Genomic DNA, 15,979 nt, shown 5'->3' with positions numbered 1-15,979 from the left:
AAAGCCCCCTGCCCGCCGGAGGCGTATACAACAGAACCCGTTACAGCGTGGCGGCTTCCTCGACCATCTCGAAGGCTTCGATGACGTCGCCGATCTTGATGTCGTTGAAGTTTTCGAGGCCCACGCCGCATTCGTAGCCCTTCAGGACTTCCTTCATGTCGTCCTTGAAGCGCTTGAGGGACGTGATCTTGCCGGTGTAGACCACCACGCCGTCGCGCAGCAGGCGCACGCCGGCGTTGCGGGTGATCTTGCCGTCGCTGACGTGGCAGCCCGCGATGGTGCCCACCTTGGGCACGCTGAAGGTCTGCCGCACTTCCACCTGGCCCAGGTACACCTCGCGCTGCACCGGGGCGAGCATGCCTTCCATGGCGCTCTTCACTTCATCCACGAGCTTGTAGATGATGTCGTAGAAGCGGATGTCCACGTTCTCCTGCTCGGCGATGTCCTTGACCTTGGCGGTCGGACGGACGTTGAAGCCGATGATGATGGCGTCGGAGGCCGATGCCAGCAGGATGTCGGATTCGGAGATGGCTCCGGCCCCGCCGTGGATGATGTTGATGCGCACCTTGTCGGTGCTGAGCTTGCGCAGCGCCTCGGAGATGGCTTCCAGCGAGCCCTGCACGTCGGCCTTGACGACGAGGTTGAGCACCAGGGCTTCCTGGTCGTCGGCGCGGCGGGACAGGAACGTTTCCAGGGTGACCTTGGATTCGCGGGCCAGTTCCTTTTCGCGCTGCTTCACGGCGCGGGTTTCCGCGATGCGGCGGGCGAGCTTTTCGTCCGTCACGCACACGAATTCCTCGCCCGCTTCGGGCACGCCCTCGAAGCCCTGCACTTCCACCGGCATGGCGGGGCCGGCTTCCTTCACCTTCTTGCCCTGGTCGTTGAACATGGCGCGCACGCGGCCGCTGAACACGCCGCACACGAAGGTGTCGCCCTGGCGCAGGGTGCCTTCCTGGATCAGCACGGTGGCCACGGGGCCACGGCCCTTGTCCAGCTTGGCTTCCACGATGTGGCCGCGCGCGGGCTTGTCGGGGTTGGCCTTCAGTTCCAGGATTTCGGCTTGCAGGGCCAGCAGTTCCAGCAGTTCGTCAAGGCCCTGGCGGGTCTTGGCCGACACGTGGCTGAACACGGTGTCGCCGCCCCAGGCTTCGGAAACCAGGCCCAGTTCGGCCAGTTCGCGCTGCACGCGGTCGGGGTTGGCGCCTTCCTTGTCCATCTTGTTCACGGCGACCATGATGGGCACGCCGGCGGCCTTGGAGTGGTTCACCGCTTCGCGGGTCTGCTCCATGACGCCGTCGTCGGCGGCCACCACCAGCACCACGATGTCGGTCACCTGCGCGCCTCGGGCGCGCATGGCGGTGAACGCCTCGTGGCCGGGCGTGTCGAGGAACACGATCTCGCCCTTCTTGGTGGTCACGTGGTACGCGCCGATGTGCTGGGTGATGCCGCCCGCCTCGCCCATGGTGACGTTGGTCTTGCGGATGGCGTCAAGCAGCGAGGTCTTGCCGTGGTCCACGTGGCCCATGATGGTGACCACGGGCGGCCGGTGCTGCATGGTCTCGGGCGCGTCCTCTTCCTTGGGGATCAGGTAGTCGTCTTCCGAGAAGCCGACCTTTTCCACCTCGTAGCCGAACTCGGAGGCCACCAGGGTGGCGGTTTCGATGTCCAGCGACTGGTTGATGGTCGCCATGACGCCGAGGCCGAACAGCACCTTGATGATCTCGGTGGACTTCAGGCCCATCTGGTGGGCCATGTCGGCCACGCGGATGGCTTCCTCGACCTTGATCTTGCGCTTGGCGGCCTTCAGCGGCTGGGTGGCGGTGGCGGGCTTCATGTCGCGGCCCTTGCGCCCCTTGCCGCGGCGGGCGCCGCCGCGCGGGAAATCGTCGTCCTCGCGGCCGCGCGGGGCACGGTCCGCACCGGCCTGGAAGTCCACCGTGCGGCGGCCCTTCAGGCGCTTCTTCTTGCTCTGGCCTTCGTCGCCGCCCGCCGGGGGCTGGCCCATGCCGGGCCCGCCGGGGCCTGCCGGACGCGGACCGTAGCCGGGACCGCCGGGACCACCGGGACGGGGGCCGCCAGGGCCGCCCGGACGGTAGCCGGGACGGTCGCCACCGGGTCCGCCGGGGCCGCCGGGACGGGGGCCGTAACCGGGGCGATCGCCGCCGGGGCCGCCGGGACCACCGGGACGGGGCGCGTAGCCGGGCCGGTCGCCACCGGGACCGCCGGGGCGGGGGGCGTAGCCGGGCCGGTCGCCGCCGGGGCCGCCGGGGCGGGGCTGGTAGCCCTGCCGGTCGCCGTATGCGGGGCGGTCCCCACGGTCGCCATAGGCGGGCCGGTCGCCCTGCCCGTCGCGCGGGTAGGGGCGCGGAGCCGGGGCGGAAGGATCGGGACGGGAAATGACGCGGACCTGCGGTCCGGGCACGTCGGGCGTGCGCTTCTTTTTCTTGCGGCGGCGGCCGTCGGCGTCTTCCTCGTCGTCGTCCGTGCCATCGCCGCGCGGGGCGGCGTCGGCCGCCACGGGGGGCAGGATGGACGGCTGGGGGGTGGCGTCGGGCACGGCCGAGGCGTCGGGCCGGGCCGGGCGGATGACCCGCGCGGCGGACGCGGCGGGCCTGGACTCCGCGGCCTTTTCGGTCACGGGCGCGGCTGCCGCGGGGGCTTCGGCCACGGGCGCGGCCTGCACGGGCTCTGCCGGGGCTTCGGCGGCGGGAGCGGCCGATGCCGGGGCGGGCTCGTCGGGGCGGCGGATGATGCGCGCGGCGGGCGCGGCAGGCGCAGCCGGGCGTGCCTCGGGCGCCGCGGGGGCTTCGGCGCGGGCGGCACGGGCGGGCCGTTCGTCTGCCACGGAGGGCACGGGCGCTTCGGCCTTGGCGGCCTCGGGAGCTTCGGCGGCGGGAGCGGCCTCGGGGGAGGCTTCGCGCTCTTCGGCACGACGGCGCGCGGAGGCTTCGCCCTCTTCGCCGTCGCGGCGGCGGCGGCGCACGATGACGCCGGGCTGCACCACCTTGCGGTCAACGCCCGCTTCGGCGGCCTGGCCCTGATGGCGTTCGCGCACGCGGGCGACCTCGTCGGCGTTGAGCATGGTCATCACGCTCTTGGCCGGGATGTCGAGATCGCGCAGCGTGTGGAGCAGATCTTTGGTGGACACGCCCAGCTCCGTGGACAGGTCCTTCACCCTGGTCTTGTCGTCGGTCATTCCTGAACCCCCTTGCGCTTCCTCCGCCAGCCGCCGAACTTCCGGAATCGCTCCCGGCATTCGGGGCTTTCGCATACGTAGACCCCCCGTCCAGGCAGTACCTGCCTTTCGTCCGGAACGGGGTCGGCCCCCGCCCCGGCGGCGTCCGTCGGGGGGACGTACCGCAGAAGCTCGCGCTTTGCAAAGCGGCGCCTGCATATGACGCAGGTGCGTAATGGTATGTGCTTCCCGCGGATGGCGTCATCCATCCGCGTACTATTCCTTCGCTTCGGCTTCGGTTCCCTGGTCCGCGTCATGGCCAGGAACAGGGGCCGCATCCGCGTCCTGCGGGGCGGCTTCCTGGTCGGCGTCCGGGATGGCTTCCGCCTCCGGCCCGGCGGCCGCGTCGGCCTCGCCCTGCGCCTGGGGCGCAAGGAAGTTGATGGCCGCGCGCAGGTCGGCGATCTTGCCCGGCGCAAGGCCCAGCGCCGAGGAAAGTTCCTCGTCGTCGGCCTCGCGCAGACGCTCGATGGACTGGAACCCTGCCGCGATGAACTGTTCGATGGAGATTTCGGCGACGCTGGCGATCTGTTCGAGCCCGCGTCCGATGGCGTTGGCCTCGTTGTAGCGGGTTTCGGTGTAGATATCTATCTTCCAGCCCAGCAGCTTGGCGGCCAGCTTCACGTTCTGGCCCTTGCGGCCGATGGCGTTGGTCAGCTGGTCGTCGGGCACGATGACTTCGAGCAGGTTTTCTTCCTCGTCCACCACGATGCGCGAGATCACCGCCGGGGACAGGGCGTTGCGGGCGTAGGTGGCGATGTCCGGGCTCCAGACCACGATGTCGATGCGCTCGCCGCGCATTTCCTGCACGATGTTCTGGATGCGCGAACCGCGAATGCCCACGCACGCGCCCACCGGATCCACGTCGCGGTCGCGTGACATGACGGCCGCCTTGGCGCGGCTTCCGGGGTCGCGGGCCACGCCCATGATCTGCACGGTGCCGTCGTCCACCTCGGGCACCTCGCGGCGGAACAGGGCCGCCATGTAGTCGCGGTGCGCGCGCGAGACGATGACCTGCGGGCCGCGTCCTTCCTTGCGCACGTCGATGAGGATGGCCTGCACCCGGTCGCCGCGCTTGTAGTGTTCGCGCGGGATCTGCTCTTCCTTGGGCAGCAGCGCCTCGGTGCGGCCGAGGTTGATGATCCACCCGGCCTTGTCGCGGCGCTGGATGATGCCGCTGACGATCTCGCCCCGGCGGTCCTTGTATTCCTCGTAGATGATCTCCTGCTCGGCGTCGCGCATGCGCTGGATGATCACCTGCTTGGCCGACTGGGCGGCGATGCGGCCAAGGTCCTCGATCTTCACGCGGAAGCCCATTTCGTCGTCCAGCTGCACGCTGGGGTCGTGGGTGCGCGCGTCATCGAGCGAAATTTCGCTGTTGGGGTTCTCGACCTTCTTCACGACGATCTTGAACTGGTAGACGTCGATCTCGCCGGTCTCGTCGTTGTAGCTGACTTCGGCGTCCATCTCGTCGCCGAACTTGCGGGCCACGGAGGTGCGGACGGCTTCCTCCAGGGTGTCGATCAGCATGTCGCGGTCAAGACCCTTGTCCTTGCTGATCTGGTCGATGGCCTTCTTGAGTTCCAGGCTCATGGGTGTTCCTCCGGATCGGTGCCCTGGTCCGTGGTGTCGTCGTGCGGCGCGCCGCCGCGTGCGGGCTTTTTCGGCTGCGCCTTCTTGCGCTGGCCGGTCTTGCCGCCGGGCTGGGGCCGGGTCGTGTCGGGAAAGATGTGGACGAGGTGCGCCTGCTTCACGTCGTCCCACGCCACGGTGAGGGGGGCGGGGGCTTCGCCGGGTGCGGGCGCGGCGTCGGGCAGGAAGGTGAGGGCGTCGCCTTCCACCCGCACGATGTCCCCCCGGAACTTGCGGCGGCCCGGCCATTCCGGGTGGGGCACCGCAAGGGTCAGTTCGATGGTGCGGCCCGCGTAGGGGGCCATCTGGGCGGCCTCGAAGAAGGGGCGCTCCAGACCGGGAGAGGACACTTCGAGCACGTAGGCGTCGCGGATCACGTCCTCCACGTCCAGGGCAAGGCCCAACTGGCGCGAGAGGCGGGCGCACTGGTCTATGGTGACACTTTCCGGGGTGACGCTTTCCGAAGCGACGTCTTTCGGGGCGTCGCCTTCGGGCGCGGCTTCGGGCTCGGATTCGGTTCCGGACGCGCCGGGCCTGGCGTCCACGTACACGCGCACCACCATGCGTCCCCCGGCAAGGATCTCGATGCCCCACAGGGCGATGCCCAGGGCATCGGCCAGGGGCGAGGCGATGGCGGCGACGGCGTCGCGAAGGGGATGCGTGCTCATGGTGCGGGGTGTCGTTCCGTTGTCGTGGGCGGCGGGGCCGCAGCAAAAAAAAAGGGGGCCGAAAGGCCACCCGGAATGGCCGCGCACGGCCCTCAGGATGTCGAAGCGGCGTTGCCGTGGAGCGGTAAGGCGTGGCGCTCCGTGAAGCGATTCCAGAGGAATATCGGCAGCCGCTTCTGTCAAGACGAGAGTGTATAGTATGGGGGCCGCGTCCTGTCAACAGGGAATGACGCGGATTCCGGCGGGGTACGGGGCGCGGGCGGGCCGCCGCGCAGCCGGTGAGGGGCGGGTCACCGTCGTGGTTCCGTCGGTGCGCCCCCCGCGCGGGCGGCGCGGGGGGCGTGCGCACGCCGCCAGGCACCGGCATGATTCACGTTTTGGGGCATGGTCCATGCCTTGCATTGCCACCGGCGCGGGTACCATGCCCGCAAGGAGGCACGCATGCAGGAAGGCATGTTGTCGAGCCTGTTCGGCGCGCTCACCAGCGAGCACCGCATGAACAACATCTCGAACAATCTCGCGAACGTGAATACCACGGGCTACAAGCGCGACGTCGTATCCTTCAAGGATACCATGCAGCTGTTCGCCCATGACCAGATCATGGAGCCCATCGCCAACGTGCGCTCGAAAAAGCTCTTTCCGGAGCCCATGCACGTGGCCCGGCCGCGCATTGCCGTGGCCCACACCGACTTCGATCAGGGCAGCATGCGCTACACCGGCAACCCGCTGGACGTGGCCATCTCCGGCAACGCCTTTTTCAAGGTGCGCACCCCCGAGGGCGAATTCTACACCCGCAACGGCAACTTCCTGCAAACCGCCGACGGCCAGCTGGTGACGGCCATGGGCCACGCGGTGCAGGGCGACGGCGGCGACCTGGGCCTGCCGCCCGGCGAGCAGGTGCAGATTTCCGACGACGGGCAGATTTTCGCGGACGGCGTGCTGGTGGGGCAGCTGAACCTGGTCACCGTGAACGACCTGACCGCCCTGGAAAAGCTGGGCGGCAACATGTACCGGCTGCGGCCGGGCTCCGAGGCGGGCGAGGTGCCCGCGCAGGGGGCCTACGTGGCGCAGGGCTACCTGGAGGCGTCCAACGTCGAGGTGGTCTCCGAAATGGTGAACATGATCGAGGCCCAGCGGCAGTTCGAAGCCTACCAGAAGGTGATGCAGACCTCGGATGCGATAGACCGGGAGGCGACCCAGAAGGTGGGCAAAAAGGTCTAGGGCGTGTGTGCAAACGGTCCTTTTGCCCGCTGGCTTCCGACCCGAAGGGCGCGAAGCGTGGCCGTTGGGCGAGTCTGCGAGCCCTACGGCCATCGTGCGCAACGCGGTCAAACTTCGCCTGCCATTTCAGTCAAATACCGAAGAGTATATTCCTTCATGGCAGGCTTGTTTTCCTCGCCAGCGAACAAAAAACCTGTTTGCAAACACGCCCTTGCGCTCCTGCCGTCCTCCTCAAGGCTTCTGACGGCCGCCGCATCCGGCATCCGGTTTGCAATCGACTGCCCGGCGGGCAACCACCGACGGACAACTGACGGAATCAACCTCCTCGCAAGGAGACAGCAACCATGATGCGTTCACTCTGGACGGCCGCCACCGGCATGGTGGCCCAGCAGCTCAACATCGACGTGATCTCCAACAACCTCGCCAACGTGAACACCACGAGCTTCAAGAAAAGCCGCGCGGAGTTCGAGGACCTCATGTACCAGAACATGCGCATCGCCGGCGCCGCCACCGAGGGTGACAACCGCATTCCCACCGGCATCCAGGTGGGCATGGGCGTGCGGCCCACCACGGTGCACAAGTTCTTCACCCAGGGCGACTATTCCAACACCGGCAACTCGCTGGACCTCGCCATCGAAGGCGACGGCTTCTTCCTGGTGCAGGTGAACGGCGAGGACGCCTACACCCGCGCGGGCGCGTTCAAGCTGAACCAGGACGGGGTGGTGGTGACCGCCAACGGCTACACCCTGCAACCCGAATTCACCGTGCCCGCCGAGACCAAGAACATCACGGTAACGGAAAACGGGCACATCTCCGCGCTGGACAGCAACGGCGCCGCGCTGGCCGAGGCCGACATCCCCCTCTACACCTTCATCAACCCGGCGGGCCTCGAAGCGCGCGGGCGCAACCTGTACATCCCGTCCGAAGCCTCGGGCGAGGCGGTGGAAGGGGTGCCCGGCGAAGACAACGTGGGCACCATCGCCCAGGGCTTTCTGGAAATGTCCAACGTCGAGGTGGTGGACGAAATGGTGAACATGATCGTGGGCCAGCGCGCCTACGAAATGAACTCCAAGGCCATCCAGACCTCGGACACCATGTTGCAGACCGCCGTGCAGCTGAAGCGCTAAGGGCTGCCTCCAAATGGTCCTTTCGTCCGTTGGCTGCGTCAAACTTCACCTGCCATTCCAGTCGAATACGATAAGAGTATACTCCCGTCATGGCAGGCTCGTTTTCCTTGCCAACGAACGAAAATCCTCATTTGGAGACCGCCCTAGGGGCGTGCGTTATCCCGCAGCGTGAACGTTTCTGGAACTCCAGGGAGATATAGTATGATCCGCCACCACCGTTCCGGGCCCGCCCGCCGTTCCGCCGTCATGGCGTCCGCATTCGCCGGTCCCATGGCCTGGCTGGCCGCGCTGGCCCTTGCCATGGGCCTGCTGGCCTTCGGCCTTGCCCCGGCCCGGGCAGGCACCGCCGACGCGGGCTGGCGTATCCGGCTGCTGGACGCGGCCGTGGTGTCCGGGGCCACGGTGACCCTGGGCGAGATTGCCGAGCCGGTGGGCCCCATTCCCCCGCAGACCTGGCGCGAACTGGCCGCCACGCCCCTGTGGCCCTCGCCCGCCGAGCCGGGCCGCCCCATGAGCGTCAACCGCCCGCGTTTGCAGCAGGCCCTGCGCGAGGCCCTGCGCGACACCGAAGCCCTGTGCCTGTACCCCGGCACGCTGGTGCTCCAGCGCGGCGGCGCGGTGCTGCGCGAGGCCGACCTGCGCGCCCTGGCCGTCAGGACTCTGACGCCCGCCTTGGCCGCCATGCCCGGCGAGGCCTCCATGCAGGACTACCGGCTGCCGCCCTACGTCTTTCTGGCCCACCCGCAGCAGCAGGTGGTGGTGGAGAACACCCTGGCCGCCCCCGGCCGCAACACCCTGCGCTTTGCCGTGCGCGAGGTGGACGGCGGCACGGTGCGCAAGTTCACCGGTTCCGCCTTCGTGGACGTGTGGGCCGACGTGCCCTGCGCCGCGCAGCCCGTGAACAAGGACGACGTGCTGACCCCAGACAAGGTCACCCACGTGCGCAAGAACCTGGCCTACCTGCGCGAGCCCGCCTGGGACGGCCGTGGCGGCCCGTGGCGTTTGACCCGCCCCGTGGGCGCCGACCAGGTCATCTACCAGAGCGATCTTTCTGGCGTGCCCACCGTGCGGCGCGGCAGCGTGGTGACCGTGCTGTACGAATCCGGCTCGGTGCGCATGCAGGTGCAGGGCGAGGCCATGGCCGACGGCGGCCTTGGCGAGACCATTCCCGTGCGCAACATGCAAAGCAAGCGGCAGATCTATGCCGCCGTGAAGGACGGGGCGACGGTCAGCGTGCGGTAGACCCGCAAGGTCCGGACCGGCCGCATGACGGCGGCGCGCCCGCCGTGCCGCATCCCGCATCCGCAATCCAAGGAGAATCGCCATGAAACGCAGACTGCTCGCCGCCGGGTGCGCCATGCTGCTGCTTTCCGGGTGCAACGCCGCCCGCCAGCAGCCCTCGCCGGTGCCGCCGGTCACGCAGCCGCAAGCCTATTCCGAGCCCGAGGATGCGGCCGCCAACCCCGGGTCGCTGTACAGCGAATCGGAGTCGGAGTTCCTGTTCTCCGACAACCGCGCCCGCCGGGTGGGCGACATCGTGCTGGTCAAGGTCGTGGAAACCGACAAGGCCAAGAACAAGGCCGACACCACGGCGGACAAGACCTCCACCAACGAACTGGGTGTCAGCGCCTTCTTCGGGCAGTCCAGCGCGTCCATCAACCCCATGAACCCCACGGGGCCGTTCAGTGGGGTAGTGGGCACCAACCCCGTACTGGGCACCAGTTCCACCTCCAAGCATTCGGCCACCGGCGAAACCAAGCGCGAAAGCACCGTCACCACCACCATCGCCGCCCGCGTGCTGCGCGTGCTGCCCGGCGGCCTGATGGAAGTGGAAGGCGCGCGCGAAACCCGCGTCAACGACGAAACGCAGTACATCGTGGTCAGCGGCCTGGTGCGCGCCCGCGACGTGGCCTCCGACAACTCCGTGACCTCGTCGCAGATGGCCAACGCCCGCATCGAGTACTACGGAAAGGGCACCTTGGCGGACAAGCAGAAGCCGGGGTGGTTTACCCGCCTTATGGACAACGTCTGGCCCTTCTAGTGCGAACGCGGCGATTCCGCCCGCATGCGTCGTCAAACGGGATTTTCGCTCCGGTCACGTACGTCCTTGTACGCTCCCGTCGCGAAAATCCCGTTTTCCTTGCCTGCGAACGGACTTGCCGCGTTCGCGTTGCACGGTGTGGGTAAAGAGGGGGAAACGCAGCCCGGCGGAAAAGCGGCAGGCGTTAGGTGAGCGCAGCGCGCGAACCTTACGGATGGCGACCGCAGAGCGCACGGATTTCGCCAGCGACGTGCCCGCGCTGAACCTCAAGCCTGTCTGCCGCTCCCCCACCCATTCTCCTCCCATCCCCGCGTCTTCTCGCTCCTTCCGGTCGCCGCGTTCGCGCTGGCACGGTGTTGGCATTACCACCCGGCAGCGCCGGAATACCGTCGGTTCCCCGGCGCACCCCGCGCCCTGCGGAATGCCTATCTTGTAGATTGTCAGCAATCCGCGCGCCCCATCCCTGCGCAACCATCCGGGAGGGGCCGCGTAACGGGCTGCCCAGCGCAGCCGGATTTCCGGAGATACGCCATGTCGCCCAGCCTTCGCTCCCTCACCGCTCCCCTCCTCGTGATCCCGCTGCTTGCGGCCCTGTGGCTGCTGGCCCTGCCGGGCGGCGCGGAAGCCGTGCGCATCAAGGACATCGCGAGCTTCGGCGGCGTGCGCGACAACCAGCTGGTGGGCTACGGCCTGGTGGTGGGCCTGGGCGGTACGGGCGACAAGAAGGATTCCACCTTCACCATGAGTTCCATGGTCAACATGCTGGAGCGCATGGGCGTGGCCGTGGACCAGACCAAGATGAAGCCCAAGAACGTGGCCGCCGTCATGGTCACCACGCGCATGCCCGTGTCGGCCAAGCCCGGCACCCGGCTGGACGTCACCGTGTCGTCCATGGGCGACGCCACCAGCCTTCAGGGCGGGGTGCTGCTGCTCACGCCGCTGAAGGGCGTGGACGGCAAGGTGTACAGCCTGGCGCAGGGGCCGCTGGCCCTCGGCGGTTTTTCCGTGGAAGGGCAGGCCGCCCGCGCCCAGAAGAACGTGACCACCGTGGGCACCATCCCCGGCGGGGCCATCGTGGAGCGGGGCATCCCCTTCCAGTTCAACAGCCAGGACACGCTGACCCTGCACATGACCAGCGCCGACTTTTCCACCACCATGCAGGTGGTGGAGCGGCTGAACCGGGTCATGGGCGGCAGCTACGCCAAGGCCCAGGACGCCTCCACCGTGGCCCTGGACGTGCCGCCCGCCTACCGGGGCAACCTGGTTCCGCTGATGGCCTCCATCGAAAACATCGAGGTCACCCCCGACTCCCCGGCCCGGGTGGTGGTGGACGAGAAGACCGGCACCGTGGTGCTGGGCCGCGACGTGCGCATATCGCGCGTGGCCGTGGCCCACGGCAGCCTCCAGGTCACGGTGCAGGAAGGCATGGACGTTTCGCAGCCCGGCCCGTTCAGCCAGGGCCAGACCGTGGCCACCCCGCGCACCGACATCAACGTGCGCGAGGAGAACCGCCGCCTGATGCTCATGGAAGGGGCCACGTTGCAGGAACTGGTGGACGGCCTGAACGCCGTGGGCGCCACCCCGCGCGACCTGATCTCCATCCTGCGGGCCATGAAGACGGCGGGGGCTTTGCACGCGGATTTAGAGGTTATCTAATTTCAGGGTGATAGCGCCCGCAGGCAGCCTGTCGATGCAGCACGCGAGGCGAATCTCCAATCGGGGGTGCAGGGGGCGAAGTCCCCTGCCCGCCGGAGGCGTTCAAAAAAGCGCCGCACCCCGACCCTGGCCGGAAGGACAGCAACCATGACCGCTCCCGTCGATCCCAAACTCGCCACCGCCGCCTCGGCCCAGCACGAGCTTACCCAGCGCAAGCTCGAGATGGATGCCCTGCGCAAGCGCCTGCGCAACGATCCATCCAAGGAACAGAAGCTGCGCGAGGCGTGCGAGGGGTTCGAATCCATCTTCGTGCAGAAGATGTGGGAGCAGATGCGCGCCACCCTGCCCAAGGAAGGCTACCTGCACAGCAAGGAGGAGGAATTCTGGCAGTCCATGTTCGACCAGGAGCTTGCCAAGAAGATGACCTCCGCAGGCGGCATCGGCTTGGCCGACATGATCTACGAACAGCTTTCCACCCGCCTCACCGACGCCAGCCGCACCACCGCGCCCGGTTCGGTGCGCGAGCCGGTGCCGGTGAAGCCGGTGTCGTTGGTGCCGCGCATGATCACCCCCGTGGCCGAGTCCAAGGCCGGTGCGTCCCCGTCCATGTACGAGCCCGCCAGTCCCGAGGCCCCGGCGGCGCCGGAGGCGCCACCGGAGGCGGACGGACAGGCCAAGGCGTTGCCGCAGGCCGGGCACGACCTGGTGCAACAGCACCTTGCCGAACTGGAACGCCAGGTGGCCTCCGCGCCCCCGGCCGGAGATACCGGCCCGGCTGCGGCAACGGTGGAGGCTGCATCAGCGGTGACTGCCGCCGCTGGCGCAACCGCCGTAACGGGCGCTGCTGACGCCGTCGCGGCCCAGTCCGGCTTGGCACCGGCAGCCGCTGCTGCCGAAGCCGGACAGGCCGCAGCCTCCACGGCCCAGCGCCGTACCGCGCGCGGCCAGGACGGCCCCACGCGCGGCCTGCCCGCCGCCTCGGTGGCGGGCGAGAGCACGCGCAAGGTGCGCAGCCCCATGCGCGACGCCCAGCTGGGTCCGCCCATCGTGCACCGCACCGGCGCCATGAAGCGGGTGGCCTCGCCCGCGTCCACACGTGCGCTCACCGTGCCTTCGGGTGCGCCTTCGGCTGCCGAATTGCAGGCCGGGCAGGCGGTGCAGGGCGTGCAGGCCGCCGTATCCGGCGATGCCGCCATCGGTACGGCTCCGTCGTCCGGCGCAACCCCGTCGTCCGGCGCAACCCCGTCGTCCGGCGCAAACTCTTCGGCCTCCACCATTCCGGCCTCCGCGTCCCAGGCCGCACCGGCCTCCACCATTCCGGTCCCCACCCCGGCTCCCAAGGCGTCGCCCACGGGCGGCCCGGCGGTGGCCCTGGGCGCGCCCGGCCCCATGGCCTGGCCGCATGAGGGGCGCATCGCCTCCGGCTTCGGCTGGCGCAACGACCCCATCACCGGCGAGCGGGCCTGGCATCCGGGCGTGGACATCGCCGTCACCGAGGGCGACCCGGTGCGCGCCGCCTGGGACGGCAAGGTGGTCTTTGCCGGAGAGCGGGCCGACTACGGCCGGCTGGTGGTGCTGGAGCACCCCGGCGGCTGGCGCAGTTTCTACGGCCACAACGGCAGCCTGGACGTGCGCGAGGGCGACGTGGTCCGGGCGGGCACGGAAATTGCCAAGGCAGGGGGGACGGGCCGCGTTGCCGGGCCGCATCTTCACTTCGAGGTGCGGCAGGGCGAACTGGCGGTAAACCCGGAATACGCGGCGCGCAGCCTCGCTTCCGGGGGGCCTGCGGCACAACGGACCCGCCCCGGAGGATAACCAGATGTACGACCAGATACGCGGCAATCTTGTCCGGCAGACCAAGGGCCTTGAAGTGCTGGCGCTGCTTCTTGAGGAAGAGTTTGCCCACCTGCGCGGCCGCGACCCCGACGCCGTGAGCGCGGTGGAATTCTCCATCCACGAACTGATGCGCCAGCTGGCCTGCGAGCGCGTGGACCTGAAGGCGGCCATGCAGCGCACCCGGCTTTCGGAATACGCCGACATGCTGCCCGAGGAGCAGGCGGAGGAAGTGCGCGCCATCATCGTGCGCATCGACGCCCAGGAACAGCACTGCGCCCGGCAGGCCTCGCTGAACGCGGACCTGGCCCTGGCCCTGCTGGACCAGAGCCAGGAACTGCTGGACTTCCTGCACCGCCGTCTGGTGCCGCCCAGGCAGGAGACCTACGGCCGCAAGGGCGGCATGACCACCGCGCGCGCCGAGGCGGCGCTGATCCGCGGGAGGCTGTAAATGGCCAGTGTCACCTCGCTGCTCAACATGGGGCAGCTTTCGCTGCTGGCGAACCAGACCGCCATCCAGACCACGGGCAACAACATCGCCAACGTGAATACCGTGGGGTATTCGCGCCAGGCGGTGCGCTTCGAGGAGTACCCCGCCCTCGACGGCTTTCCGGGTCAGATCGGCAATGGCGCCTACGCGGCCGAGGTGTACCGCTATTTCAACGGCTTCGTGGAAAAGTCGTACCTGGACAAGGCCTCGCAGCAGTCCCGCTGGGACGCGCAGTACGCAATGCTGCAAAGCGTGGAAAGCCTGTTCAACGAATCGTCCACCCCCGGCATCAACGCGGCCATGTCGCAGTTCTTCGCCGACTGGCAGGCCCTTTCGCAGCGGCCCGACGACAAGGCCAGCCGCGACGCCCTGCTTTCGCATTCCGACAACCTCGTCAAGCTGTTGCAGAATGCCGAGTCCAACCTGCGCATCATGCAGCAGCAGATGGACCAGTACCTGAAGCAGGAAGTGGGCGAGGCCAACAACCTGATCAAGCAGATCGCGGAGCTGAACCGGCAGATCGAGATGCACGACGAGCCGGGCAAGAACAACGCCAACACGCTCATCGACAACCGCAACCTGCTGGTGCGCCAGTTGTCGCAAAAGCTCGACGTGGACGTCATCGACAACGGCAGCGGCAAGTTCACGGTGGTCACCAAGGCCGGGCACACCCTGGTGGACGGGGTGAACGCCTTCTCGCTGGCCTACCAGGGGCCGCAGTCGCAGGCGTCGCTGACGCCCGGCTCGAACTTCGACGGCGAAATCCATTTCGACGGTTCGGACGAGTACGAATACACCCTCGACGTGGTGCAGTCCGGCGCGGTGACCAGCGGCGCGGGCTCGGCCATGTTCCGCGTCTCGCTGGACGGCGGCAAGACCTGGCTCAAGGACGAGAACGGCAACGACCGGCTGTTCGCCGCCCGCCCTGAAGACCAGAAGGTCAAGGTGCAGGGGCTGGACATCTACTTCAGCGGGGCCACCCAGGATCTCACGGCGGGCGACCGCTTCACCGTCACGCCCAAGAGCGGCGTGTACTGGATAACGCCCACCACCTCGCCCCTGAACATTTCGCCCCAGACCATGGCCGACGGCACCGACAACCCCCGGCGCATCACCGGCGGGACCATCGGCGGGTACATGATCTTCCGCGACACCCAGGTGGGCCGCTACGTGGACCGCGTCAACGCCCTGTCGGAATCGCTGATCTGGGAAGTGAACCGCCTGCACAGCCAGGGGGCCGGGCTTTCGCACATGTCGGTCATGAGCGGCACCTACGGCGTGTCCGACCCGTCCATCGCCCTGGGGTCCGACAGTTCGGGCCTGGCCTGGCTGGACCGGCTGGAATCGGGCAACTTCAGCATGTACGTCTACGATGCCGCCAGCGGGGCCTATCTTTCCAACGCCTCGGGCCCGCTGGACTTCGATTCGGTCACGCCGGGCATCCAGAATTTCGACCCCGCCGTGCATTCGCTGAACGACGTGCGCGACGCGCTGAACAACACCTTCGGCACCTACATCACCGCCGACATCGTGGACAACAAGCTGGTGGTGCGCAGCAACGACGGCTACAAGTTCGGCGTGGGGGGGGATTCGTCCGGCCTGCTGGCGGGCCTTGGGCTGAACACCTACTTCCAGGGTTCGGACGCGTCCACCATCGCCGTGCGGCCCGACGTGCGCAGCGACACCAATTTCATCAATGCCGGCAAGATCAACGGCGGCAGCGAGGCCAACGCGGGCGACAACGACACCGCCACGGCCATCGCCGGGCTGGCCACCAAGGAAGTGACCATCGCCACCACCTTCGAGCGGGCCAGCTCGCAGACCCTGTCGGAATACTACAGCGCCATCGTGGCCACCGTGGGCGCGGACACCGCGTCCACCAAGTTCAACGCGGCCTACACCGCCACGCTGGCCAGGGACCTTGACGAGCGCCAGAGCCAGTCGGCCGGGGTCAACCTGGACGAGGAGATGGCGAACCTCGTCAAGTTCCAGCACGCCTACAAGGCGGCGGCCAAGCTGGTGACCACGGCGGACCAGATGATGCAGACGCTGCTGGGCCTCAAGCAGTAGCGACGG

Annotated in this window: 12 protein-coding genes; 8 read left to right on the top strand and 4 right to left on the bottom strand. The window is 68.2% G+C overall.

Annotated elements, in window-relative coordinates; translation table 11 throughout:
* Positions 1-40: 40 nt before the first annotated feature.
* From infB to rimP, 4 genes are read right to left on the bottom strand one after another with little or no spacing between them, the layout of a single operon-like run.
* Positions 41-3,196, bottom strand: a complete 3,156-nt coding sequence (gene infB / locus ACR4XJ_RS02765) for a translation initiation factor IF-2 (protein WP_434753765.1) — start codon at positions 3,194-3,196, stop codon at positions 41-43.
* On the bottom strand, positions 3,193-3,444 hold the full coding sequence (locus ACR4XJ_RS02760) for a YlxR family protein (protein WP_333506704.1): 252 nt from the start codon (positions 3,442-3,444) through the stop codon (positions 3,193-3,195). Before ACR4XJ_RS02760 ends, infB begins: the two co-directional genes overlap by 4 nt.
* Positions 3,445-3,451: 7 nt before the next feature.
* Entirely contained in the window at positions 3,452-4,828 is a 1,377-nt protein-coding gene (gene nusA, locus ACR4XJ_RS02755) for a transcription termination factor NusA (protein WP_434753764.1), read from the bottom strand.
* Entirely contained in the window at positions 4,825-5,535 is a 711-nt protein-coding gene (gene rimP / locus ACR4XJ_RS02750) for a ribosome maturation factor RimP (RefSeq protein ID WP_434753763.1), read from the bottom strand. The genes nusA and rimP overlap by 4 nt, the downstream gene beginning before the upstream one ends.
* A gap of 441 nt (positions 5,536-5,976) precedes the next feature.
* Here rimP and flgF point away from each other — a divergent pair, with 441 nt between their 5' ends.
* The 8 genes from flgF (at position 5,977) to flgK (ending at position 15,973) form a co-directional block, all read left to right on the top strand.
* Complete coding sequence (gene flgF / locus ACR4XJ_RS02745) at positions 5,977-6,756, top strand: flagellar basal-body rod protein FlgF (protein ID WP_434753762.1); 780 nt, start codon at positions 5,977-5,979, stop codon at positions 6,754-6,756.
* A 344-nt stretch (positions 6,757-7,100) separates the two neighbouring features.
* Positions 7,101-7,883, top strand: coding sequence for a flagellar basal-body rod protein FlgG (gene flgG / locus ACR4XJ_RS02740; protein WP_434753761.1), 783 nt, complete (start codon positions 7,101-7,103; stop codon positions 7,881-7,883).
* A 201-nt stretch (positions 7,884-8,084) separates the two neighbouring features.
* Positions 8,085-9,125: a flagellar basal body P-ring formation chaperone FlgA gene (flgA, locus tag ACR4XJ_RS02735; RefSeq protein ID WP_434753760.1), complete on the top strand. Its 1,041-nt coding sequence runs from the start codon at positions 8,085-8,087 to the stop codon at positions 9,123-9,125.
* Between the two features lie 82 nt (positions 9,126-9,207).
* Positions 9,208-9,924, top strand: coding sequence for a flagellar basal body L-ring protein FlgH (locus tag ACR4XJ_RS02730; RefSeq protein WP_434753759.1), 717 nt, complete (start codon positions 9,208-9,210; stop codon positions 9,922-9,924).
* 531 nt (positions 9,925-10,455) lie between these two features.
* Positions 10,456-11,580 carry a flagellar basal body P-ring protein FlgI gene (locus tag ACR4XJ_RS02725; RefSeq protein WP_434753758.1) on the top strand — a complete coding sequence of 375 codons (1,125 nt, stop codon included), beginning with the start codon at positions 10,456-10,458 and terminating at the stop codon, positions 11,578-11,580.
* A gap of 147 nt (positions 11,581-11,727) precedes the next feature.
* A complete protein-coding gene (locus tag ACR4XJ_RS02720; protein ID WP_434753757.1) occupies positions 11,728-13,395 on the top strand; it encodes a peptidoglycan DD-metalloendopeptidase family protein in 1,668 nt (555 codons plus the stop codon).
* A gap of 4 nt (positions 13,396-13,399) precedes the next feature.
* Positions 13,400-13,864: a flagellar export chaperone FlgN gene (gene flgN, locus ACR4XJ_RS02715; RefSeq protein WP_434753756.1), complete on the top strand. Its 465-nt coding sequence runs from the start codon at positions 13,400-13,402 to the stop codon at positions 13,862-13,864.
* A complete protein-coding gene (gene flgK / locus ACR4XJ_RS02710) occupies positions 13,865-15,973 on the top strand; it encodes a flagellar hook-associated protein FlgK (protein ID WP_434753755.1) in 2,109 nt (702 codons plus the stop codon).
* The last annotated feature ends 6 nt before the right edge of the window (positions 15,974-15,979 follow it).

Source organism: Nitratidesulfovibrio sp. D1 (genome assembly GCF_051133415.1).
Taxonomy (GTDB): domain Bacteria; phylum Desulfobacterota; class Desulfovibrionia; order Desulfovibrionales; family Desulfovibrionaceae; genus Cupidesulfovibrio.
The sequence above is the reverse complement of the archived record's forward strand: the minus strand, read 5'-3'. Positions and strand labels throughout refer to the sequence as shown.

Bases quoted from the DNA above. Each gene is read 5' to 3' on its own strand.
- flgF (WP_434753762.1), top strand. From the start codon at position 5,977: ATGCAGGAAGGCATGTTGTCGAGCCTGTTCGGCGCGCTCACCAGCGAG.
- ACR4XJ_RS02720 (WP_434753757.1), top strand. From the start codon at position 11,728: ATGACCGCTCCCGTCGATCCCAAACTCGCCACCGCCGCCTCGGCCCAG.
- flgN (WP_434753756.1), top strand. From the start codon at position 13,400: ATGTACGACCAGATACGCGGCAATCTTGTCCGGCAGACCAAGGGCCTT.
- ACR4XJ_RS02725 (WP_434753758.1), top strand. From the start codon at position 10,456: ATGTCGCCCAGCCTTCGCTCCCTCACCGCTCCCCTCCTCGTGATCCCG.
- infB (WP_434753765.1), bottom strand. From the start codon at position 3,196: ATGACCGACGACAAGACCAGGGTGAAGGACCTGTCCACGGAGCTGGGC.
- flgG (WP_434753761.1), top strand. From the start codon at position 7,101: ATGATGCGTTCACTCTGGACGGCCGCCACCGGCATGGTGGCCCAGCAG.
- flgA (WP_434753760.1), top strand. From the start codon at position 8,085: ATGATCCGCCACCACCGTTCCGGGCCCGCCCGCCGTTCCGCCGTCATG.
- ACR4XJ_RS02730 (WP_434753759.1), top strand. From the start codon at position 9,208: ATGAAACGCAGACTGCTCGCCGCCGGGTGCGCCATGCTGCTGCTTTCC.
- nusA (WP_434753764.1), bottom strand. From the start codon at position 4,828: ATGAGCCTGGAACTCAAGAAGGCCATCGACCAGATCAGCAAGGACAAG.
- rimP (WP_434753763.1), bottom strand. From the start codon at position 5,535: ATGAGCACGCATCCCCTTCGCGACGCCGTCGCCGCCATCGCCTCGCCC.
- flgK (WP_434753755.1), top strand. From the start codon at position 13,865: ATGGCCAGTGTCACCTCGCTGCTCAACATGGGGCAGCTTTCGCTGCTG.
- ACR4XJ_RS02760 (WP_333506704.1), bottom strand. From the start codon at position 3,444: ATGGATGACGCCATCCGCGGGAAGCACATACCATTACGCACCTGCGTC.